20 protein-coding genes and 1 tRNA gene are annotated in these 19,557 nt (G+C 67.1%); 12 read left to right on the top strand and 9 right to left on the bottom strand.

What is annotated here, in order from left to right; genetic code table 11:
- Nucleotides 1–53: 53 nt before the first annotated feature.
- Together KBY97_RS08655 and rpsT are read right to left on the bottom strand one after the other, a co-directional pair.
- Nucleotides 54–872 carry a TatD family hydrolase gene (locus tag KBY97_RS08655; protein WP_255146399.1) on the bottom strand — a complete coding sequence of 273 codons (819 nt, stop codon included), beginning with the start codon at nt 870–872 and terminating at the stop codon, nt 54–56.
- A gap of 273 nt (nt 873–1,145) precedes the next feature.
- A complete protein-coding gene (gene rpsT / locus KBY97_RS08650; protein ID WP_255146398.1) occupies nt 1,146–1,454 on the bottom strand; it encodes a 30S ribosomal protein S20 in 309 nt (102 codons plus the stop codon).
- Between the two features lie 131 nt (nt 1,455–1,585).
- Between rpsT and hisD the strand changes: the two genes are divergently transcribed.
- Nucleotides 1,586–2,869 (top strand): histidinol dehydrogenase, encoded by a 1,284-nt coding sequence (gene hisD / locus KBY97_RS08645; RefSeq protein WP_255146450.1) that lies wholly within the window; start codon nt 1,586–1,588, stop codon nt 2,867–2,869.
- A gap of 36 nt (nt 2,870–2,905) precedes the next feature.
- Here hisD and rpiA read toward each other — a convergent pair whose 3' ends face one another.
- Genes rpiA through KBY97_RS08630 form a run of 3 tightly spaced genes read right to left on the bottom strand, consistent with a single transcriptional unit; the run spans nt 2,906 to nt 5,653 of the window.
- Entirely contained in the window at nt 2,906–3,619 is a 714-nt protein-coding gene (gene rpiA / locus KBY97_RS08640) for a ribose-5-phosphate isomerase RpiA (RefSeq protein ID WP_255146397.1), read from the bottom strand.
- Nucleotides 3,620–3,665: 46 nt separating this feature from the next.
- Nucleotides 3,666–4,847 carry a trypsin-like peptidase domain-containing protein gene (locus KBY97_RS08635; RefSeq protein WP_399217534.1) on the bottom strand — a complete coding sequence of 394 codons (1,182 nt, stop codon included), beginning with the start codon at nt 4,845–4,847 and terminating at the stop codon, nt 3,666–3,668.
- Nucleotides 4,848–4,864: 17 nt separating this feature from the next.
- Nucleotides 4,865–5,653 (bottom strand): metallophosphoesterase, encoded by a 789-nt coding sequence (locus KBY97_RS08630; protein ID WP_255146396.1) that lies wholly within the window; start codon nt 5,651–5,653, stop codon nt 4,865–4,867.
- Between the two features lie 88 nt (nt 5,654–5,741).
- Between KBY97_RS08630 and KBY97_RS08625 the strand changes: the two genes are divergently transcribed.
- The 6 genes from KBY97_RS08625 to KBY97_RS08600 all read left to right on the top strand — a co-directional run bounded on the left by KBY97_RS08625 (nt 5,742) and on the right by KBY97_RS08600 (nt 12,622).
- Nucleotides 5,742–6,026, top strand: coding sequence for a hypothetical protein (locus KBY97_RS08625; protein ID WP_255146395.1), 285 nt, complete (start codon nt 5,742–5,744; stop codon nt 6,024–6,026).
- A gap of 155 nt (nt 6,027–6,181) precedes the next feature.
- Entirely contained in the window at nt 6,182–6,649 is a 468-nt protein-coding gene (locus KBY97_RS08620) for a ribosome assembly cofactor RimP (protein ID WP_255146393.1), read from the top strand.
- A 69-nt stretch (nt 6,650–6,718) separates the two neighbouring features.
- Nucleotides 6,719–8,170, top strand: coding sequence for a transcription termination factor NusA (nusA, locus tag KBY97_RS08615; protein ID WP_255146392.1), 1,452 nt, complete (start codon nt 6,719–6,721; stop codon nt 8,168–8,170).
- A gap of 10 nt (nt 8,171–8,180) precedes the next feature.
- On the top strand, nt 8,181–8,459 hold the full coding sequence (locus KBY97_RS08610) for a YlxR family protein (protein WP_255146391.1): 279 nt from the start codon (nt 8,181–8,183) through the stop codon (nt 8,457–8,459).
- Nucleotides 8,460–8,522: 63 nt separating this feature from the next.
- Nucleotides 8,523–11,939: a translation initiation factor IF-2 gene (gene infB / locus KBY97_RS08605; RefSeq protein ID WP_255146390.1), complete on the top strand. Its 3,417-nt coding sequence runs from the start codon at nt 8,523–8,525 to the stop codon at nt 11,937–11,939.
- A gap of 2 nt (nt 11,940–11,941) precedes the next feature.
- Nucleotides 11,942–12,622: a low-complexity tail membrane protein gene (locus KBY97_RS08600; protein ID WP_255146389.1), complete on the top strand. Its 681-nt coding sequence runs from the start codon at nt 11,942–11,944 to the stop codon at nt 12,620–12,622.
- Here the strand turns inward: KBY97_RS08600 and KBY97_RS08595 are convergent.
- Complete coding sequence (locus KBY97_RS08595) at nt 12,554–12,796, bottom strand: DUF3493 domain-containing protein (protein ID WP_255146388.1); 243 nt, start codon at nt 12,794–12,796, stop codon at nt 12,554–12,556. The two genes, KBY97_RS08600 and KBY97_RS08595, sit on opposite strands and share 69 nt — an antisense overlap.
- Nucleotides 12,797–12,840: 44 nt before the next feature.
- On the opposite strand from KBY97_RS08595, the gene KBY97_RS08590 reads away from it, so the two are divergent.
- Nucleotides 12,841–12,912: transfer RNA gene (locus KBY97_RS08590), tRNA-Thr, on the top strand.
- A gap of 171 nt (nt 12,913–13,083) precedes the next feature.
- Here KBY97_RS08590 and KBY97_RS08585 read toward each other — a convergent pair.
- From KBY97_RS08585 to KBY97_RS08575, 3 genes are all read right to left on the bottom strand, one after another.
- Nucleotides 13,084–13,242 carry a hypothetical protein gene (locus KBY97_RS08585; protein WP_255146387.1) on the bottom strand — a complete coding sequence of 53 codons (159 nt, stop codon included), beginning with the start codon at nt 13,240–13,242 and terminating at the stop codon, nt 13,084–13,086.
- Between the two features lie 195 nt (nt 13,243–13,437).
- The gene (locus KBY97_RS08580; protein WP_255146386.1) at nt 13,438–13,641 is read right to left on the bottom strand and encodes a Nif11-like leader peptide family natural product precursor; all 204 of its coding nucleotides are present in this window, start codon (nt 13,639–13,641) and stop codon (nt 13,438–13,440) included.
- A 149-nt stretch (nt 13,642–13,790) separates the two neighbouring features.
- Nucleotides 13,791–14,822: a cation diffusion facilitator family transporter gene (locus tag KBY97_RS08575; RefSeq protein ID WP_255146384.1), complete on the bottom strand. Its 1,032-nt coding sequence runs from the start codon at nt 14,820–14,822 to the stop codon at nt 13,791–13,793.
- A 409-nt stretch (nt 14,823–15,231) separates the two neighbouring features.
- Here KBY97_RS08575 and KBY97_RS08570 point away from each other — a divergent pair, with 409 nt between their 5' ends.
- The 4 genes from KBY97_RS08570 (at nt 15,232) to KBY97_RS08555 (ending at nt 19,459) form a co-directional block, all read left to right on the top strand.
- Nucleotides 15,232–17,043 (top strand): alpha-amylase family glycosyl hydrolase, encoded by a 1,812-nt coding sequence (locus tag KBY97_RS08570; RefSeq protein ID WP_315857150.1) that lies wholly within the window; start codon nt 15,232–15,234, stop codon nt 17,041–17,043.
- Between the two features lie 23 nt (nt 17,044–17,066).
- Nucleotides 17,067–17,849: an N-formylglutamate amidohydrolase gene (locus KBY97_RS08565; protein WP_255146382.1), complete on the top strand. Its 783-nt coding sequence runs from the start codon at nt 17,067–17,069 to the stop codon at nt 17,847–17,849.
- A gap of 87 nt (nt 17,850–17,936) precedes the next feature.
- Entirely contained in the window at nt 17,937–18,734 is a 798-nt protein-coding gene (locus KBY97_RS08560) for a transglutaminase family protein (protein WP_255146380.1), read from the top strand.
- On the top strand, nt 18,731–19,459 hold the full coding sequence (locus KBY97_RS08555; RefSeq protein ID WP_255146379.1) for a peptidase: 729 nt from the start codon (nt 18,731–18,733) through the stop codon (nt 19,457–19,459). The genes KBY97_RS08560 and KBY97_RS08555 overlap by 4 nt, the downstream gene beginning before the upstream one ends.
- Nucleotides 19,460–19,557 lie beyond the last annotated feature (98 nt).

Raw genomic sequence — 19,557 nt, 5'->3', positions numbered from 1 at the left:
CAAGACTGCTGACGTCGACAATGGAGCGCTCGCGCTGCCAGACCAATAAAACATCATACACATTGGGGAATGGATGACACAGGAAGGCAAAACAGGCCTACCGCATTGGCGGTGCTGCAAGCCGCCACATCTGTGAGGGTTTCACCGCGTAACGCAGCCATTCGCTCGGCCACTGAAGCCACGAAAGCAGGCTCATTGCGCTTGCCCCGACGGGGTACCGGTGCCAGGAAGGGGCAATCGGTTTCCACCAGATAGCGATCGGAGGGCACCTGGCGGGCGCAGGCGTGGGTGGCTTCAGCTTTGGCGAAGGTGACGGTGCCGCTGAAGCTGATCAGCAGCCCCAGCTCCAGAAACCCCTCCATTTCTTCTGGGGTGCCGCCCCAGCAGTGCATCACCCCGCGGGGACAGCAGCCATCACGCCGCCGGGCGCGCAGCTCGGTCAGCATGGGTTCGGCCGCATCGCGGCAGTGGATGATCACTGGCAGATCCAGCTCCACCGCCAGATCCAGCTGTGGGCGCAAAACGTCGAGCTGGCCCTGAAGGTTGGTGGCGCGGAAGGCGTCAAGCCCCAGCTCACCGATCGCCACGACGCGCTGGTCGGCCAAGGCCGCCGCGCGCAGCACCGCAGGGGTGTCGTCCTGCCAGTGCTCGGTGTCGAGCGGATGCACTCCCACCGAATAGCGGAGCTCCGGGATGCGGTCGGCAAGGGCGCGAATCGCCGGAATTTCGGCGGGTTCGACGCACGCATGAACCAGGGAGACCACCCCGGCTTGACGCCAGCGCTGAATCACCTCCTCGAGATCATGCTCAAAGTTGCGAAACACCAGATGGCAGTGGCTGTCGATCAATGCTGGAGCGGGCTGGCCTGTCATGACGGCGGCGTGGAAGGGCGGCGGCGTAGACGGGACAGGAGGCGTGGAGGAGGGAACACCGTGAGCAGCTCTGCGAGGTGAGCAGCTCGGCGCCGTGAGCAGAAGAGCGCCGTGACCAAAAAGGAGTGACGAGAGGGGGATGGCACCGAATGGGGAGTGGTACCAGCAGGACAGCTCCAGCGACTGGATGGCTTGCAAGCTCAAGCAGGGATGGGCACCCACTCAAGGAGTGATCTGCACCTGTGGATTGAGGACGCAGATCGCAGCAGACGATCAGACCTTGGTGGCGGTCGCCGGTTCGATCGCCTGCTTCACGGCGTGACTGAGCCTGGACTTCTGGTTGGCGCCGGTGTTGCGATGCAGCACGCCACGCTTGACCGCCTTGTCGATTTTGCTGAAGGCCGCGTTCATGGTGCTACGAACTGCCTCCTTGGCCTCATCGCCAGGCTTCTGCTCGTAGCTGGAGACGGCGGTGAGGCAACGCTTCATGAGCGTGCGCACGGCCGACTTGTAGGAGCGGTTGTTCAACCAGTTGCGCTCGGCAACCAGGATGCGCTTCTTCGAGGATTTGTTATTGGCCACAGGCGGGTTCGGCGCTGAATCGGCAGTCGCTGATCCTACCTTCAACCCTGCCGACCTGCCCAGGGGTGTGGGCCTAACTTGAACGGACAGACGCGAGGCCCTCGGTGACCAACGCACCAGCAGCTCTGGCGATGCAGGTGCTCCAGGAGCCGGAGGCGATCGGCAGCCGGCTGGAGACGATCGCCCAACGCACCGGCGGCGCCGAGATGAGCGAGGCGGCACACCAGGTGGAGGCGATCCTCGAACGGGTGCGCCTGGAAGGCGATGAAGCGCTGCTGGATCTCACGGAACACTTCGATGGCGTGCGGCCCGACCCCCTGCGTATTCCCGCCGAAACGCTCGCCGACGCCTGGCGCACCTGCCCCTCAGACCTGCGCAGCGCCCTGGAGCTGGCCCACCGCCGCATCCTTGATTTCCACCAGCGCCAGCTGCCCCGCGACATCAGCGTCAGCGGCGTGCACGGCGAGCGTCTGGGCCGGCGCTGGAGCCCGGTGGATCGGGCCGGGCTGTACGTGCCAGGCGGCCGGGCCTCCTACCCCAGCACCGTGCTGATGAATGCGGTGCCCGCCACGGTGGCCGGGGTCCAGCGCCTGGTGATGGTGACCCCACCGGGTCCGGACGGCTGGCCCAAGCCGATCGTGCTGGCGGCGGCCCACCTGGCAGGCATCCGCGAGATCTATCGCGTCGGTGGGGCCCAGGCCATCGGGGCTCTTGCCTACGGCACGGATTCGATCCCGCGTGTGGATGTGATCAGTGGCCCCGGCAACCTTTATGTGACCCTGGCGAAGAAGGCGGTCTACGGCCGGGTGGCGATCGATTCGCTCGCCGGCCCGAGCGAAGTGCTGGTGATCGCCGACCAGAGCGCCAATCCCACCCATGTGGCGGCCGATCTGCTCGCGCAGGCGGAACACGACCCGATGGCAGCAGCAATCCTGCTCACCACCAGTGCCGCCGTGGCCAAGGCCGTGCAGCACGAGCTGGAAGCCCAGCTGCGCAACCACCCCCGAGCGGCGCTGGCCGCCGCCGCCCTGCGCGACTGGGGCCTGATTGGCATCTGCGCGTCGCTGGAGGAAGCAGCGCGGCTCAGCGATCGCTTCGCCCCGGAACACCTCGAGCTGCTGGTGGAGCGGCCTGTGCCACTGGCCGATCACATCCGCCACGCCGGTGCGATCTTCCTCGGCCCCTGGAGCCCTGAGGCGGTGGGCGACTATCTGGCCGGCCCGAACCACACCTTGCCCACCTCAGGCACGGCCCGCTTCGCCGGCGCCCTCAGCGTGGAAACCTTTCTGCGCCACACCAGCTTGATCCAGTTCAACCGCCAGGCCCTGGAGGCCACAGGCCCCGCCGTGATCGCCCTGGCGGACAGCGAAGGCCTGCACAGCCACGCCGAATCGGTGCGACTCCGGCTCAACTGAGGTCCGCCACCATCGTTCACGCCCCACTTCAGCGGGTCAGCGCTTCTGCAGGTCCTTCACCTCGGGCACGCCGTCGGTGATCTGACCCACAAGCACCTGATCGGCGAGGTTGACGAACAGGCCATTTTCCAGCACGCCGGGGATGTTGTTGATCTCCAGCTCCAGCGAAACCGGATCGCCGATCCCACCAGGGAACTTCAGATCCAGCACGAGATTGCCCTGGTCGGTCACCACCGGGCCGGCCTTGCGCACGGCCATGCGCAGCTCCACCTCCGCGCCAATCACCTCCAGCTCCGACTTCACCTGACGCCAGGCGGCGGGCAGCACCTCCACAGGCAGGAGGAAGCCGAGGTTGAGCCGCTCCACCAGCTTGGTGGAATCCACCACCACCACGAACCGCTGGGCACGGCGGGCCACCAGCTTTTCCTGCACGTGGCAGGCACCGCCCCCTTTGATCAACTGGAAGTTGGGGTCGACTTCATCGGCGCCATCGATCGCCAGATCGATCCGTTCCACCGCGTTGAGGCTCTGCAGCGGAATGCCGAGCTCGGCGGCCAGCACCTCGCCTTGAAACGAGGTGGTCACGCCCACGATGTCGGTGAGCTCGCCGCGGCTGAGCTTGGCGCCCAGCGCCTTGATCATCAAGGCGGCGGTGGAACCCGAGCCCAGGCCCAGCACCATGCCATCGCGGATCTGGTCAACGGCCGCAGCAGCCACCGCCTGCTTCATGCGGTCCTGCAGATCTGACATCGAAGGCGCGCCAAAGGCCGTGACCGTAGCAAGGGCGCGGCTTGGTTCAGGCGGGATGGGGCAGGGCGCCGGGGCGGATCGAGAGCTGCAGTTCGCGGGCGCCCCGCACCACCTTCAGCGGCAGGGTTTCGCCGACCCTGGAGGCCTCCACCTGCTCGAGCAGACTGGCTGGATCACGCACCGGCTGGTTGGCCGCTGCCACCACCAGGTCGCCGCGGCGCAGGCCGGCGGTTTCGGCCGGGCTGTCGGGCAGCACGCGCTGCACCAAGGCGCCATCGCGCTCCGGCAACTGCAGGATCGCATCAGGATCGCGGTTGTTGTCGCGGGCGCGGCGGGCGGTGAGCGGCACCAACTGCAGGCCCAGGTAGGGATGCACCACCTCACCGCCGGTGCGCAACTGGTCGGAAACCCGCCGGGCCAGGTTGATCGGGATGGCAAAGCCCAGGCCAGCGCCAGGCCCTGAGCGCACCAAGGTGTTGATGCCGATCACCTCCCCGCTGGCATTGATCAGCGGGCCGCCGGAATTGCCGGGATTGATGGCGGCGTCGGTCTGGATCAGGTCGAGGCGCTTGTCGGCGAAACCGAGGCTGGTGATGTTGCGGTGCAAGCTGCTGACAATGCCGAGCGTGACGGTGCGCTCCAGGCCGTAAGGGCTGCCCAGGGCGATCGCCCAGTCGCCCACCTCCAGGGCCTCGGAATCCCCAAGCGGAGCGGCGACCAGATCGGGCGAGGCGTCGATGCGCACCACCGCCAGGTCGGTGACCGGGTCAGCGCCCACCACCTGGCCGTCCAACTGGCGGCCGTCGGCGAGGGTGACCTCCACCAGATCGGCTCGATCGACCACATGGGCGTTGGTGAGCACCAATCCGGACGAGTCGATCACCACGCCGGAGCCCTGACCCCGCTCCCGGCTGCTGCTGGAGGGGTCCCCGAACAGGTCACGCAACAACGGATCCAACAGGGCGGGGTCGAAGGCCTGGCGCGCCACGCTGCGCTCGGTGTCGATCCGCACCACCGATTCCCCCACCCGCCGGGCGGCCTGGGACACAAAGCTGTGGGGCGGCACCAGCGCCGAGGCTGGGGCCGTAGGGGTGGCCGATGCAGCAGCAACCGATGGGGTATCGACGGCCCGGGCGGATCCCGGGCCCGCCGTGAGCAGCAGCACTGCCAGCGGAAGGGCCAGCAGACGCAGCAACAGGGTCCGGAACACGCTGGAGACGAAGGGCACGGCCCGTGGGTTGAGGGCTACGACGCTAGGGGGGTGACGCTTCGCCCGCTGGCCGCAGGCCAGCGCCGCAGTTGCTGCTGCCAGCGGCCGGCTGGGGCCAGCTCCCAGATGCGGCCGCCGGGATCGCCGGCACGGCCCAGCGGACAGGCCTGCACGGCCTCAAACTGACGGTGGGTGGAGGGACAGCCCAGCAGCAGCACGTCGGAACGGCCGGGCAGCAACCCCTGCCAGTGCTGATGAATGTGCCCAAAGGTCACCGCCTTGAGCCACGGGCAGGCCGCCAGCAGATCGAGCAGGACAGCGGGGTGCTGCAGGGCGATCCCATCCATCACGCTGTGGCCGATCGGCACCGGCGGATGGTGCAGGGCCACCAGCAGGGGGCGGTCGGCCGCGAGCAGCTGTTGTCGCAGCCAGCGCAGCTGATCAGGGCCGAGCCCGCCATCGACGCGGCCGGCCAGGTGGGTGTCCAGCAACAGCAGCCGCCAATCGCCGAGATCGATCGCGGCCGGTGCGATCACGGCCTGACGGCCCAGGGCCGCCCGCAACAGGGACGGGTGGTCGTGGTTGCCGGGCAGCAGGGCCACCGGCCAGTCCCGGGCGCGCAGCAGCTGGCCCAACCGCACATAGCCGCCCCACGACTCGTCCTGGCAGAGGTCGCCACTGATCAGCAGCAGATCGAAGGGCGCTCCGCCAGGCGGAAGGGCTTGCTCCAGGCCGGCGGCCAGCAGGGCGTTGGGCTGACAGCCGTGCAGCCAGCCCTGCGGGTCGGCCAGCAGATGGGGATCACTGAGCTGAAGGAGGCGCACAGCTGGCAACGGGACCTTTTCGACGTCGCAACAGAGGGGCACGTGCCCGCAGGTAGCAGCCTAAGTTGCCCCCAACCGCCGCCATCCCATGGCTTCGATCCCCCCCGGCACCCGCGTGCGCTGCGCACTTTGTCAGGTGGAGATCCAGGGAATGGTCGGTGGCAACGACCAGGTGCTGTTCAGCCAGGGCGCTCCCGGTACCCGCGCCAAGCTGTGGGCGCGGGTCTGCCAGTACGTGAAGGAGCCGCAGCGCTGCATCAACCAGGACGCCGGCCTGCGTGGTGAAGCGGGAGTGGACGACTTTTACGGCGAAGCTCCCAGCCTCGGCCTGTTCGGCGGCGCCCCGAGCGCCAGCCTGGGCACGCCGGAGTAAGGCGCCGCCCGGCCGCTGGGCGGGGCTGGAGCACCGAGCTCTAGGATTCAGAAGTGCCCGGCGGGCATACCCAGGCGCACGAGCTTGCTCCAGCGTCCGGGGCAGTTCTCTGCAGGAGCCGGTCGGGCTCGCTCCACTGCTCCTGACCTGGCCCGGTGCCCCACCCGCTTCTTCCCGCACTTGAATCCCTTGCGCGCCGGGTGGCTGACACCACCGGGTTTCGCGTGGTGGAGGCACAGATCCAGACCCATCGCCACCCCTGCATCGTTCTGGTGCAGCTCCGCACCGGCGATGGCGGCGATGTGACCCTCGACGATTGCGCCGCCTTCAGCGGTGCCTTGGGCGAGGCGATGGAGGCCGAAGCGCTGTTGAGCGAGGCCTATGTTCTCGAAATCAGCAGTCCCGGCCTCAACGACGCGCTGGTGGAAGACCGCGACTTCCACAGCTTTCGAGGCTTCCCGATCGAGGTGCGGTTCCGCCACTCCGACGGAACCGAAAGCACCCGCGCCGGGCTGTTGCTGGAACGCGACGACGCCTTCCTGCACCTCAATGTCCGCGGCCGCCGGCAGCGGATTCCCCGCCACGACGTGTTGGCCGTCAGCCTCACCCGGCCGAGCGAGTGACACCGCCCTCGGCCTGAGCGGCGCGCCGCTCCCCGACCCGATTTCCGTTCCCACCCCTCTTCCCATCCCATGGCGCTCGTTCTTCTCCCCGGTCTGCAGAACCTGATCGAGGACATCAGCGATGAGAAGAAGCTGCCCACCCAGGTGGTGGAAGCGGCCCTGCGCGAGGCGCTGCTGAAGGGCTACGAGCGCTACCGCCGCACCCTTTACCTCGGCATCAGCGAAGACCCGTTTGAGGAGGACTACTTCAGCAATTTCGACGTGGCCCTCGATCTTGATGAGGAGGGCTACCGCGTGCTCGCCAGCAAGATCATCGTCGAGGAGGTGGAGAGTGAAGACCACCAGATCGCCCTCGCCGAGGTGCAGCAGGTGGCGGAAGACGCCCAGATCGGTGACACCGTGGTGCTCGACGTCACCCCCGAAAAGGACGATTTCGGCCGCATGGCCGCCTCCACCACCAAGCAGGTGCTGGCCCAGAAACTGCGCGACCAGCAGCGCCGCATGATCCAGGAGGAGTTCGCGGATCTGGAGGATCCCGTGCTCACGGCGCGGGTGATCCGCTTCGAGCGCCAGTCGGTGATCATGGCGGTGAGTTCCGGCCTGGGCAGGCCGGAGGTGGAGGCGGAGCTGCCCCGCCGCGACCAACTGCCCAACGACAACTACCGCGCCAACGCCACCTTCAAGGTGTTCCTCAAGGAGGTGAGCGAGGTGGCGCGCCGGGGGCCGCAGCTGTTCGTGTCCCGGGCGAACGCCGGCCTGGTGGTGTACCTCTTTGAAAACGAGGTGCCGGAAATCCAGGAAGGTTCCGTGCGCATCGTGGCGGTGGCACGGGAAGCCAACCCCCCGTCGCGGGCCGTGGGGCCGCGCACCAAGGTGGCGGTGGACAGCGTGGAGCGCGAAGTGGACCCGGTGGGGGCCTGCATCGGTGCCCGCGGCTCCCGCATCCAGCAGGTGGTGAACGAGCTGCGAGGCGAGAAGATCGACGTGATTCGCTGGTCTCCCGATCCAGGCCAGTACATCGCCAATTCGCTCAGCCCGGCGCGGGTCGAGATGGTGCGGCTGGTGGATCCGGAAGGACAACACGCCCACGTGCTCGTGCCGCAGGACATGCTCAGCCTGGCGATCGGTCGGGAAGGGCAGAACGTGCGCCTCGCCGCCCGCCTCACCGGCTGGAAGATCGATATCAAGAACGCCGCTGAATACGACCAGGTGAGCGAGGACGCCCGCGCCGCCGAACTGATCGCGTTGCGGGAGGAGGACGAGCGCCAGCAGGCCGAGGCGGAAGCCCGCCTGGCGGTGGAGCAGGCCAACCGCGCCGAAGAAGATGCACGCCTGCGGGAGCTCTACCCCCTGCCCGAAGACGAGCTCGACCTCCAGGACGAAGAGGAGCAGGCTGTTTATGAAGGCGAAGCCGAGCCTCCACTGGACGCCGAACCTGAAGCCGAACCGGCCGCCGAACCGGCTGCAGAGCTGGAGACCGAAGGCGAACCCGATGCGGCTGCCGAGCAGCCCAAGGGCTGAGGGCCACCCGATGGCGGCCTCACCCACCCTGCGGCGTTGTGTGAGCTGCCGCCTGCTGGCCGACCGGCGCCAGTTCCTGCGGGTCATCCGCCTGGCGGGTGGGGGCATCGCCCTGGATGAGGGCATGGGCCGCTCGGCCTACCTGTGCCCCACCCGCGCCTGCTTTGACGAGGCGAAACGGCGAAAGCGGCTGCAGCGTGCCCTGCGCTGCACGGTGGCGGAATCCACCTATGCCGCGCTTGAGCAGCGGCTGAACCGTGCTCCGGCCGCAGCCTCTGAGGCAAGATGATTGATGGCTGCACCGCGTGTGGGGCCCGGCGGCACCTGCGGCCCCGACCGATCGGAGACCTGAATGACCAGCAGCGGCAAAGTGAGAATCTATGAGTTGTCCAAGGACCTGGGCCTGGACAACAAGGACGTGCTCGACGCTGCCGAAAAGCTGTCCATTGCCGCCCGCAGCCACAGCAGTTCGATCAGCGATGACGAAGCTGCCCGGATCCGGAAGCTGATCCGCCCCAACGGCAGCGGCATCTCCCGACCCACGCCGCCCTCCATGTCCGCCCCAAAGCCCACGACACCGCCCATGGCGGAGGCTGGCAACGCGATTCTGGCCGTGAAGAAAGCGGCTCCGGCAACGCCGCCAGCCGCCGCGGCCGCCTCTCCCGCCGCCGCCCCTGAAAAGCCCCCGGCCCGGCCGGCAGGACCTCCGGTCATCGTTGCCCAACCGGCCCGGCCTGCCGTTGCACCGGCAGCGCCGGTGAAGCCGGTTCTGGCGCAACCTGCCGCCCAGAAGCCCTCCACCACGCCGCCAGCCAGGCCCAGTGCGCCGCTGCCCATGCGCGCGCCGGCCACCGGCACAGCGGCCCCCTCACGGCCACCGGCAGCCGCAGCCCCTGCTGCTCCACCAGCTGCCGCCAAGCCGGCACCCTCACGGCCGGTGGCTCCCCCGGCACGTCCCGCCACCCCCGTGAGCAAATCCCCGGCCATGCCGGCCCGCAAACCCGAAGCTCCGGCCGCCAACGCGCCCACCACAAGCCCGCGCCCAGTCGCTGCACCAGCGGCAAGCCCTCGGCCAAGCACCAGCCCACGGCCCGTTCCCCGCGGCAACGCCCCCTCCAGCCGTCCGGCTCCGCCCCAGCGGCCCAGCGCCCCCGTCCGTGGCGATGGCGGCGGTAAACCCCAGGTGATTGCTCGGGTGGGACCCGGCCAACCACCGCCACAACCACGCCCCGCCGCTCCCGCCCCGACCCCCGGCACCAGCAACCGGCCGGCTCCGCCTTCGGGACGGCCGGCCCTGAGCCAGCGTCCTGCGGGCGCCCCGCAGCGCACGCCGGCCCCGAGCCCCCGCCCTGTGCAGGCCCGCAGCCCCCTGGAGCTGGTGGGCAAACCGATCCGCCGCGACGCCGCCGGCCCTGGTGCTCCTGGCAAGCCGGGCCCGCCGATCCGGGCTGGCGGCATGCCTCAGGGCATGCGCAAGCCGGTGGCACCCGGCGAGCTCATGCAGTTGCAGAAACCCGGCACTCGCCCCACCGCGCCTCCACCGCGCCGGCCCGAACGGGGAGAGGCCACCGGTTCTGCGGACGCCGCTCCTCGCCCTACGGCCACCCCACCGGCGGCTCCTCGTCGCCCCGGTTTCCGCACCCCCCAGCCGGCCGGGAAGGCCCGGCGGCCGGAGTGGGACGACAGCGCCAAACTTGAAGCGCTGCGCAGCAAATCGCCGCAGAAGCTGCGCCAGAAGGTGCACATCATCGGCGACAACGATGATGCGCTCACGGCTGAGACCGGCGGCTTTGCCGGCGAACTTGAGGCGCATGTGCTGCAGGCCAGCCTGGCCCGGCCCGCCAAGCCACGGGCACGCCAGAGCGCCCCGGCCGCCAAGCCGGTGGTGGCGATGCGCAAGCGCAAGAAGGAAACCACCCGCCAGCGCCAGCGGCGCCGGGCCATGGAACTGCGCGCCGCCCGCGAGGCCAAGGCCACCCGGCCGGAAATGCTGATCGTGCCGGAGGGCAACCTCACGGTGCAGGAACTCGCCGACCGCCTTGGCGTGGAGAGTTCCGAGATCATCAAGTCGCTCTTCTTCAAGGGCATCATCGCCACGGTCACCCAGACCCTCGATCTCTCCACGATCGAAACGGTGTCCGAGGAATTCGGCGTTCCCGTGCTCGAAGACGACGTCCAGGAAGCCGCCAAGAAGACGGTGGACATGATCGAAGAGAGCGATCTCCTGCATCTGATCCGCCGGCCGCCGGTGGTCACCGTGATGGGCCACGTCGACCACGGCAAAACCAGCCTGCTCGACGCCATCCGCAAGACCCGCGTCGCCGCTGGCGAAGCCGGCGGGATCACGCAGCACATCGGTGCTTATCAGGTCACGATTCCCCATGCCGGCGAAGAGCGCCGCATCACCTTCCTCGACACCCCGGGCCACGAAGCGTTCACCGCCATGCGTGCCCGGGGCACCAAGGTCACCGACGTGGCCGTGCTGGTGGTCGCCGCCGACGACGGCGTGCGCCCCCAGACCCTGGAGGCCATCAGCCACGCCCGCGCCGCCGAGGTGCCGATCGTGGTGGCGATCAACAAGATCGACAAGGAGGGCGCCCAGCCCGACCGCGTCAAGCAGGAGCTCTCCGGCCAGCAACTGGTGGCCGAAGACTGGGGCGGAGACACGGTGATGGTGCCGGTGAGCGCCATCAAGCGGGAGAACATCGACAAGCTGCTGGAGATGATCCTGCTGGTGTCGGAGGTGGAGGACCTCCAGGCCAACCCCGACCGGATGGCGAAGGGCACCGTGATCGAAGCCCACCTCGACAAGGCCAAGGGTCCGGTGGCCACCCTGCTGATCCAGAACGGCACCCTGCGCGCCGGCGATGTGGTGGCGGCCGGGCCTGTGCTCGGCAAGGTGCGCGCCATGGTCGACGACACCGGCAAGCGGGTGAAGACGGCGGGTCCGTCCTCGGCCGTTGAAGCCCTCGGCTTCAGCGAAGTGCCCACCGCAGGCGACGAGTTTGAGGTGTACCCCGACGAGAAGACAGCCCGCTCGGTGGTGGGGGAACGGGCCACCGAGGCCCGCGCCACCCGGCTGGCCCAGCAGATGGCGTCACGCCGCGTGTCGCTGGCCTCCATGTCGGGTCAGGCGAGCGAGGGCGACCTCAAGGAGCTCAACTTGATCCTCAAGGCCGATGTGCAGGGCAGTGTGGAAGCGATTCTTGGATCGCTCGAGCAGCTGCCCCAGGGCGAGGTGCAGGTGCGGGTGCTGCTGTCGGCACCGGGCGAGATCACCGAAACCGACGTGGACCTCGCCGCCGCCTCCGGTGCGGTGATCGTGGGCTTCAACACCTCGATGGCACCGGGCGCCAAGCGCGCTTCTGATGCCACCGGCGTCGACGTGCGTGACTACGACGTGATCTACAAGCTGCTCGAAGACATCCAACTGGCCATGGAAGGCCTGCTGGAGCCGGAGATGGTGGAGGAAACGCTCGGCGAAGCCGAAGTGCGCGCGGTGTTCAGCATCGGCAAGAGCGCCGTCGCAGGTTGCTATGTCACCAATGGCAAGCTGCAACGCAACTGCAAGGTGCGCGTCCACCGCGGCAAGCAGATCGTGTTCGAGGGCGACCTCGACTCGCTGCGCCGCAACAAGGACGACGTCAAGGACGTGGCCACCGGCTTCGAGTGCGGCATCGGCTGCGATCGGTTCGCCAACTGGCAGGACGGCGACCGGGTGGAGGCTTACAAGCTCGTCACCCAACGCCGCACCCTCAGCACCAACTGACCATGAATCCCCGCAGCGAGCCTCTGCTGTGGATTCAACTGCTCGGCCTGGCAGCACTTCCCGCCGAATTGCTGCTGGCCTTTCTGTTGCTGGCCGGTGCTGATCCAGGCCCGCTGCCTGGCTTGGAGCGGGTCCTCTGCTGGTCGCTGGGAGCGTTGGTGCCGGCGGTACTGTTCTGGCGTCAGCCACCCGATGTGTGGTCGCTGCTGGTGGTGCAGATCCCCCTGCAGGGGCGGCGGGAGTTGCAGCGCCGCCTGAGCGGCCTGCAGGCGCCGCTGGCGGTGAAGGTGCTGGGGGCTGCGGGCACGGGGCTGCTGTTGCCGCTGGTGTGGCTGATGGACGATCACGCCGGGCTGGCGATGGCCGTGTCGCCGCTTGCTGGCAGCTCCCGGCTGGTGACGCTGCTGCTCACGCTTCCCCTGCTGGCCCTGTGCCTGTGGCAGTGGCAGCAACTGTGTCAATGCGTCTGGCTACTGAGCCGGCCGGAAGCGCTGGTTGCAGGCATGGCCGAGAGCTCCCACGCCCCGGAGGCCACCGCCAGGGAGCGCCTCTGTCTGGGCCTGCCACTGCTGTTGCCCGAGCCACTGCTGATCAAGCCAGTGCTGCTGGCGGCCTCAGCGATCGCGCCAGAGCAGCACGCCGAAGATCAGCAGGGCTCCGCCCTGGATGACCAGGTCTCCTGAGGCCAGCTCCGCCCCCGCGCTCAGCCGCATCGCCATGGTGGCCAGGCCGATGGCCGCTGAAGCGGTGAAGGCGAACCACAGGCCCCGCCGCAGCCCGCGCCAGGGCGTGCGTGCTTCCTCCAGCAACCGGGCCCGCAATTCGGGATCAAGCGGCCTGGGCGGGGTGGCTGGCATCGGCAGGCGCTTGGGGGGGGGCTCGATGCTAGTTTCCAAAGACTGCCGGTGTAGCTCAGTGGTAGAGCAACTGATTCGTAATCAGTAGGTCGTCGGTTCAAGTCCGATCACCGGCTTTCTCCTGTAGATCCAACCGCCAAAGATGAAGCGGCTCATCTACTTCAGGAGCAATCTTCAGGGTCACGTTTGGTAAGCGTCACCTGCGGCGATGTCGATCTGATCGGCGGTGCCCCGCAGCTCATGGCTACTGAGCAGAGACAGGCGTCCGCACGGCTCTCGCCCCAGGCTCATGGCTTGGGTGGGGCCACGAGTGCCCCGGCCTCCCACAGGGCGAGGTCGTCGTCATCGAGGGGCCGTAGCAGCGCGTCGGGATCGGCGAGCGGGCTGCCGCTGCGCAGCCGACCGGGGCTTTCCGGCCTTGGCCAGCACGATCGTCTCGCCGGCATGGGCGGCATCCTTCAGGCGCGACAGCAGGGTCTTGGCCTCGTGCACGTTGACCAGGCGCCGTGAAGAGGGGGAGGGGCGCCCATCGAAAAGGAAGTGCTCGGCGGCTTCGCTTAGGGCGGGACCCTGGAAGACCCGTGCCTGTCGCCCGGCAGACAGCGGGTGCTACCGGCAGGCATGTCCGGCGCTGGTATGGATCAGGCGTTGATGGCGCTCTGGCCGGCGGGCTGCTGCAGGTGTTCCAGGCGGGCGAGGCGCAGGTCGTGGCGGGTGACGCCGTAGCCGAGTTTGCGGGCCACCAGCAGAAATTCCCTCAGGGAACGGCAGTGACGCAGCGGCGATCGCAGCTCTGGATCCCGCTCCGCCTCAGCCACCAATCGCTCCAGTTCGCTGCGGCTCATGGCGCATTCCGCGTTTTGATCAGCGTTACCGCAAGCACCGGTGGCGGCAAGTAGCCGCGCAACATACCGACGTCGTCAAGCCACCAACAGCAAGATCCGGATCCCTCCGGCATGCCGCCCTTGGCACGCCACCGCCCATCACCAGAGGGTCAGGGGGAAGCGGAGCAGTCTTCGTGGCTCACTTCCAGTTGCAATGTGCTCTGGCAGATGCCCAACGCCTGCAACCGCCGGCGGGCTTCCGCCAACAGGGCGGGGCCGTCGTCGGTGGGTGCCCGTTCCAGGCGCACCACGTGGGCCGTGAGCGCCAGCCGTGAGGTGCTGACCCCCCAGACGTGCAGATCGCGCACATCGACCACATCCGGCAACTCCAGCAGCGCCGCGCGGATTGCCGCCAGATCGGTGCCACGCGGTGCCGCATCGAGGCTCACGGCAATGGCCTCCCGCAACAGGGAAATGGCACTGATCATCACCACAAGGCCCACACCGATGGCGGTGAGGGGATCCAGCCAGGCCCACTGGGTGAGGCCCACCAGCAGGGTGCTGATCAACACGGCCACGGACACGGCCGCATCGGTCAGCAGATGCAGCACGGCCGCCCGCTGGTTGAGGTCATGGTGATGGTGCGGGCCGAACAGGCGCGCCGAAAGCAGATTGATCACGACGCCGGCCGCCGCCGCCCAGGCCACCGGCGCGGGATGCAGCAGCACCGGCGCATACAGCCGCTCGACGCCTTCCACCACCACCACGCCACCGGCCACCAGGATCAACAGCCCGTTCGCCAGCGAGGCCATGTGGGTGGCGCGTCCGTAGCCGAAGGTGAAGCGTCCCTTCGCAGGCCGCTGGCTCAGGCGCTCCGCCCCCCAGCCGAGCGTCAGACCGATCACATCGCCAAGGTTGTGCAGGGCATCACCCACCAGGGCCAATGAGCCGAAGCTCAGGCCGATCACCAGCTGCAGGCTGGTGAGCAGGGTGTTGAGCAACACGCTCCACTTGAAGGCGCCGGCAGGGCTGGCGCCGGCGTGATGGCCGTGGGAATGGCTAGGGGAATGACCGTGGGATTGGCCGTCGGATTGGCCGTCGGATTGGCCGTGGGGATGGTCGTGGTGGTGGCCGAGGGAGAAGCCGTGGGGTGGCTCATGGCCGTTCGGAGCGCCGGGAGAAGAGGAACGTTTCGCGTTCACCGGTAGCCCCCTGCGGTCGTGGACAAGCTAAGCGGCGCTCCGGCGCAGATCACTGACGGGGACTTGCTGAAGGGATTTGCCGGGGTTCTGCAGGTGCTGGCTCGGTGTGGTTGTGCAGAGGCTTGAAGGGGTGGTGCCTGCAGCTCCTTCCTGCAGAAGGCTCCTGCGGAAAGTTCCTGCGGCTGATCACTGCCGCCAATTTCTGCGGCTGATGACTGCGGCTGATGACTGCGTGGCACTGCCAGCAACTTGAGAAAAAGCGAATCTGAAACACATTGCTCCACATTGCATCAGATTGCAGCATTCGATGCGCTCGATTACCAGACATTCTGCTGTTCCTATTCGAATGTTCAAGCGGACGGCCTGAACCCGCTGTTGCGTGAAAGTGTGGCTTGATCGGGAGTTGGCGATGGGGCAGCAGCAGGTCGTTAAAGGCATGGGATCGATTCTTTGCGCGGATGGCGTGGCCTTCCGCGTGTGGGCTCCCAATGCCAAGCGGGTGGCCGTGATCGGCACCTTCAACAACTGGGATGGCCGCGTGACTCCGATGCAGCCGGAAACAGGGGGCTATTGGTACGCCAAGGTGGCAAATGCTGGCGTGGCTGATCAATACAAGTACGCCATTGACACCAATGGAGGAACTATCGCTCGCATTGATCCCTATGCGCATGAAGTCACCAGTTCGGCGGGAAACACGGTGATTCATGATCCCAGCTTTGATTGGGAAGCCGACAGTTTTTCGATCCACGGCTGGAATCAGCTTGTCATCTACGAGCTGCATGTTGGCACGTTCAACGATGAATCAAGCAGCCCAGGAAAATTCATCTCGATCACAGCACGGCTGGATTACCTGAAACAGCTTGGCGTCAACGCCATTCAGATCATGCCTGTGGGCCAGTTTGCAGGCATGCGCTCTTGGGGCTACAACCCATCGAACATCTTTGCGGTTGATTCGGATTACGGCGGATCCCTGGGGTTCAAGCAGTTCATCAAGGAATCACATGCCGCTGGGATCGCCGTGCTTCTTGATGTTGTTTACAATCATTTCGGCCCCAGCGATCTTGACCTTTGGCAGTTTGATGGCTGGTGTGAGAATGGCAAAGGCGGCATCTACTTCTACAACGATCACCGCGCGCTCACGCCCTGGGGAGAAACACGGCCCGATTACGGCCGCGGGGAAGTGCGCCAGTACATCCTTGACAACGTGCGCATGTGGATCAACGAGTATCACATCGACGGCCTGCGCTTCGACAGCACATTGTTCATTCGAAGCATCGATGATGCAGGCACCGAGGAGCTTCCAGATGGTTGGAGCCTGCTGCAGGCCATCAATGAAACCGCTGCTCAGCTTCAGCCCGGCTTCCTCACCATCGGCGAAGATCTGGAAAGCAATGCCTGGATCACCAAGGATGTGGGCGCTGGTGGCGCTGGCTTCGGTTCGCAGTGGGATCCCCGCTTCGTGCGGCAGATTCGCCGGGCGGTGATCACAATTCAGGATGAAAACCGCTCCTTGCACAGCATCAGAGAGGCCATTCTCTACCGCTTCAACGATGACGCCTTCGAGCGCGTGATCTACAGCGAATCCCACGATGATGTGGCCAACGGCCAGTCACGCGTTCCGCAGGACGTCAACCCTGACGATCCCACCGGCTGGGTGGCGCAGAAGCGGTCCACCATGGCTGCCGCCATGGTGCTGACGGCACCGGGCATTCCCATGCTCTTCCAGGGACAGGAGTTTCTGGAGGGGGGCTGGTTTCGTGATTCCGTACCCGTCGACTGGGATCAAAGGGATGAGTTTCGAGGCATTGTGCGGATGTACAGGGATCTGATCCGCCTTCGCCTCAACCGTGAAGGCATCTCTCGCGGGCTGTGTGGGCAGTTCACTGAGGTGTTTCATCTCAATGAGGCGCGCAAAGTGATCGCGTTTCACCGCTGGGATCAAGGCGGCCCTGGAGATGATGTGGTGGTGATCGCAAACTTTCTCAACGGCTTCCAAGGCAACTACGCCGTGGGCTTCCCTGGGGCCGGCAGCTGGAAGCTGCGCTTCAACAGCCACTGGCAGGGCTACAGCGATCTGTTCGATGATCATCTCTGCGCTGATGTGGAGGCTGTGGCTCCCAGCAGAGACGGGCTTCCCTGGTCAGCGTCAGTGGCACTGGCGCCCTACAGCGTGCTGATCTATTCCCAAGCGGCTGGAATGGGGCGCACAGATCCGCCTTAGGGTTCGCCATTGTCGGCCAGACCTTGCAGCTGAAACCCCTGCTGGAGCCAACGGATCCGGCCGTGTTCCGGGTCGTTCGCCCTACCGGCCGCTCCGCGGTGCTGCTCACTGCCGATCACGCCGGCCGGGCCATTCCGCGCCGCCTGGCCGGCCTCAACCTGAGCGAGGCGGTGCTCGACACGCACGTGGCCTGGGATCTGGGGGTGGCGGAGCTGGGGCTGGGGCTGTCGGCGCGGCTCGACGCCTTTCTGATCCTGCACAACTACTCGCGGCTGGTGATCGACGTCAACCGCCCTCCCGAGGCGCCCGATTCGATCGTGTGCCTCAGCGAGCACACCCCCATCGCCGCCAACGCCGGCCTCTCCGCAGAGGAGCGGCAGCAGCGGGTCGAGGAACTGTTCCACCCTTACCACCAGCGCATCGGCGCCGAACTGGAGGCACGCACGCAGCAGACCCGCCCTACTGCGCTGGTGGCCCTGCACAGTTTCACGCCAGTGCATGCGGGCGACGTGCGTCCCTGGCATGTGGGCGTGCTGCACGGCCGCGATGGCCGCCTGGCCGGATTGGTGCGCCAGCGGCTGGAGCGGGAGCAGGGCCTGCGCGTGGGCGAAAACGAGCCCTACGCGGTGAGTGATGCCAGTGATTACACCGTGGTGGTGCACGGCGAGCAGCGCCGGATTCCGCATGTGGAGCTGGAAATCCGCCAGGACCTGCTGGCCAGCGACGCCGGGCAGCGCGAGTGGGTGGAGCGGCTCGCCACCGTGCTGCTGGACGCTCTGGCGGAGGGATTCCCGCCGCTGCGATAAGGGCAGACGTCCGTAGGCTGGGCCATGGACAGACCTGAAAGCTCAACGCCGGTGCCAGCTGATCCGGCTTCGCCAACGCCGCACCCCTTGCAAATCCGCGTGGGCTTCAACCTGCTGTTGCGCTGTGAGCGGGCCACGCCGATGATCGTGATCCTGGGGGTGCACGAATCCCGCGCCAGCGATCTGCTCGAAGCCGATCCGCTGCAGCTGCTGCCGAAGGTGCCCTGCCAGGCCTACATCGACACTTACGGCAACCATTGCAACCGGCTGCTGGCACCCGCTGGGCCGATGCGGTTGCGGGGCACCGGCCTGGTGGCCGACCGGGGTCTGCCCGATCCGGTGCTGCCCTGGTTGGAGCAGCAGCCGGTGGAGCAACTGCCGGATCACGCCCTGCTGTTCCTGCTGGCCAGCCGCTTCTGTGAGAGCGACCTGCTCACGAACTTCGCCTGGTCCCAGTTCGGCCAGGTGGCGGAGGGCTGGCAGCGGGTGCAGGCGATCTGCGATTTCGTTTACCAGCACGTGCGCTTCGACTACAACCGCTCGAGCCCGACCAAATCGGCCCTGCAGACCTTCGAAAGCCGGGTGGGGGTGTGCCGTGATTTTGCCCATCTGGCCATCGCCCTTTGCCGTTGCATGAACATCCCGGCGCGATACTGCACCGGTTATCTGAGCGACATCGCGGTGCTCCCGCCCCATTCCGCCATAGATTTCTCGGCCTGGTTCGAGGCCTACCTCGGCCAGGGCTGGCACGTCTTTGACCCGCGCAACAACACCCCGCGGATCGGGCGGATCCTGATCGCCCGGGGCCGGGATGCGGCGGACGTGGCCCTCACCACCAGCTTCGGGCCGTCGGTGCTGGAGTCGTTTGAGGTGTGGGCGGCATGACTTACTGCGTGGCGGCGTTGTTGGAGAGCGGCATGGTGTTCGCCTCCGATTCACGCACCAATGCGGGCCTGGATGATTTCGCCAGCTTCTGCAAGATGACCGTGTTTGAGCGCCGCGGCGATCGGGTGCTGGTGCTGCTCAGCTCCGGCAGCCTGGCCGGCACCCAGGCGGTGATCAGCCTGCTGCGCCAGCGCGCCGACGCCGACGACGGCTCGCCCAACGTATGGACGGCCCGCACGATGTTTGATGTGATGAGGCTCGTTTCCGATGCGGTGCGGGCGATCGAAGACCGTGACGGCCCTTATCTCAAAGGACCGGCCGGCGGCTTCAACGCCTCCTTCCTGGTGGGCGGGCAGATCAAAGGGGAAGCGCCCCGCCTGTTCCGCATGTACGCCGAAGGCAACTTCATCGAAGCCAGTGAGGGCACCCCGTTCCTGCAGACCGGTGAGGCGAAGTACGGCAAACCGATCATCGACCGGGTGATCGACCCCGATACCACCCTGGCGGAAGCGGCCAAGTGCGTGCTGGTGTCGTTCGACTCCACCATGCGCAGCAACCTGTCGGTGGGGATGCCGATCGACCTGCTGCTCTACGAGCGCGACAGCCTGGTGATCCAGCACCGCCGCCGCTTCGCGGAGGGGGACACCTACTTCAAGCAGCTGAGCGGTGAGTGGAGTGCCGGCGTGCGCAAGGTGTTCCGGGAACTGCCGGAGCTCGCCTGGTAACCGCACCGGCCCCCCATCTCCGCAACGGGTGGGGAGATCGCCCTTGCCGCGTTGTTCTCAGCGCGGCAAGGGCTACCTAGCTTGGAGAGATACCGCCG

The sequence above is a fragment of the Synechococcus sp. ATX 2A4 genome, assembly GCF_024346375.1.
In the GTDB taxonomy this organism is placed as follows: domain Bacteria; phylum Cyanobacteriota; class Cyanobacteriia; order PCC-6307; family Cyanobiaceae; genus MW101C3.
Note: the sequence above shows the minus strand (reverse complement) of the source record. Positions and strands in the feature narration are given on the sequence as shown.

Coding starts and splice junctions, on each gene's coding strand:
- KBY97_RS08655 (WP_255146399.1), bottom strand. CDS start 872: ATGACAGGCCAGCCCGCTCCAGCATTGATCGACAGCCACTGCCATCTG.
- hisD (WP_255146450.1), top strand. CDS start 1,586: ATGCAGGTGCTCCAGGAGCCGGAGGCGATCGGCAGCCGGCTGGAGACG.
- rpiA (WP_255146397.1), bottom strand. CDS start 3,619: ATGTCAGATCTGCAGGACCGCATGAAGCAGGCGGTGGCTGCTGCGGCC.
- KBY97_RS08625 (WP_255146395.1), top strand. CDS start 5,742: ATGGCTTCGATCCCCCCCGGCACCCGCGTGCGCTGCGCACTTTGTCAG.
- nusA (WP_255146392.1), top strand. CDS start 6,719: ATGGCGCTCGTTCTTCTCCCCGGTCTGCAGAACCTGATCGAGGACATC.
- KBY97_RS08610 (WP_255146391.1), top strand. CDS start 8,181: ATGGCGGCCTCACCCACCCTGCGGCGTTGTGTGAGCTGCCGCCTGCTG.
- infB (WP_255146390.1), top strand. CDS start 8,523: ATGACCAGCAGCGGCAAAGTGAGAATCTATGAGTTGTCCAAGGACCTG.
- KBY97_RS08600 (WP_255146389.1), top strand. CDS start 11,942: ATGAATCCCCGCAGCGAGCCTCTGCTGTGGATTCAACTGCTCGGCCTG.
- KBY97_RS08595 (WP_255146388.1), bottom strand. CDS start 12,796: ATGCCAGCCACCCCGCCCAGGCCGCTTGATCCCGAATTGCGGGCCCGG.
- KBY97_RS08585 (WP_255146387.1), bottom strand. CDS start 13,242: ATGCCGGCGAGACGATCGTGCTGGCCAAGGCCGGAAAGCCCCGGTCGG.
- KBY97_RS08580 (WP_255146386.1), bottom strand. CDS start 13,641: ATGAGCCGCAGCGAACTGGAGCGATTGGTGGCTGAGGCGGAGCGGGAT.
- KBY97_RS08570 (WP_315857150.1), top strand. CDS start 15,232: ATGGGGCAGCAGCAGGTCGTTAAAGGCATGGGATCGATTCTTTGCGCG.
- KBY97_RS08555 (WP_255146379.1), top strand. CDS start 18,731: ATGACTTACTGCGTGGCGGCGTTGTTGGAGAGCGGCATGGTGTTCGCC.